Here is a 499-nt window from a genome sequence, read left to right on the forward strand (position 1 = left end):
GTCCCGCAGACAAAATCGCTGGCCGGCGTCGCGCAGAAAATCAGGCCCTTGTGCTTGAAGCGCTCGCCCGGGCCGAGCACGCCATTGATCGCGCTGCTGCCGGACTTGACGATCGAGCCCAGGGACTTCTCGACAATGTTCGACAACCCGCCCTTCTTGTTGCCCGGCGTGGTGTTGGCGCTGCGATCGGCTTCGCCCTTGGCCAGGTAACGGTCGTACCAGTCCATCTCGCGCACCAGCTCTTCGGCGACGGTTTGCGTTTGCGCCCGCGACGTCAGCAGGTAGATCGCATCGCGCACTTCGGTGACTTCGGAAAACATCACCGTCGCCCCCGCACGCAACAGCAAGTCCGAGGCATAACCCAGCGCCGGGTTGGCGGTGATGCCGGAGAACGCGTCGCTGCCGCCGCACTGCATACCGAGAATCAGCTCGGAGGCCGGCACGGTTTCGCGGCGGCGCTGGTCGAGTTTCTTCAAGCGCACTTCGGCCAGTTCCATGA

General features: G+C 64.1%; 1 pseudogene. It reads right to left on the bottom strand.

The features are described 5' to 3' along the window. Nucleotides 1-499 (bottom strand): annotated as a pseudogene (locus J5M71_RS27460) (UxaA family hydrolase); the annotation flags it as partial.

Source organism: Pseudomonas sp. 43(2021) (genome assembly GCF_017490805.1).
Classification (GTDB): domain Bacteria; phylum Pseudomonadota; class Gammaproteobacteria; order Pseudomonadales; family Pseudomonadaceae; genus Aquipseudomonas.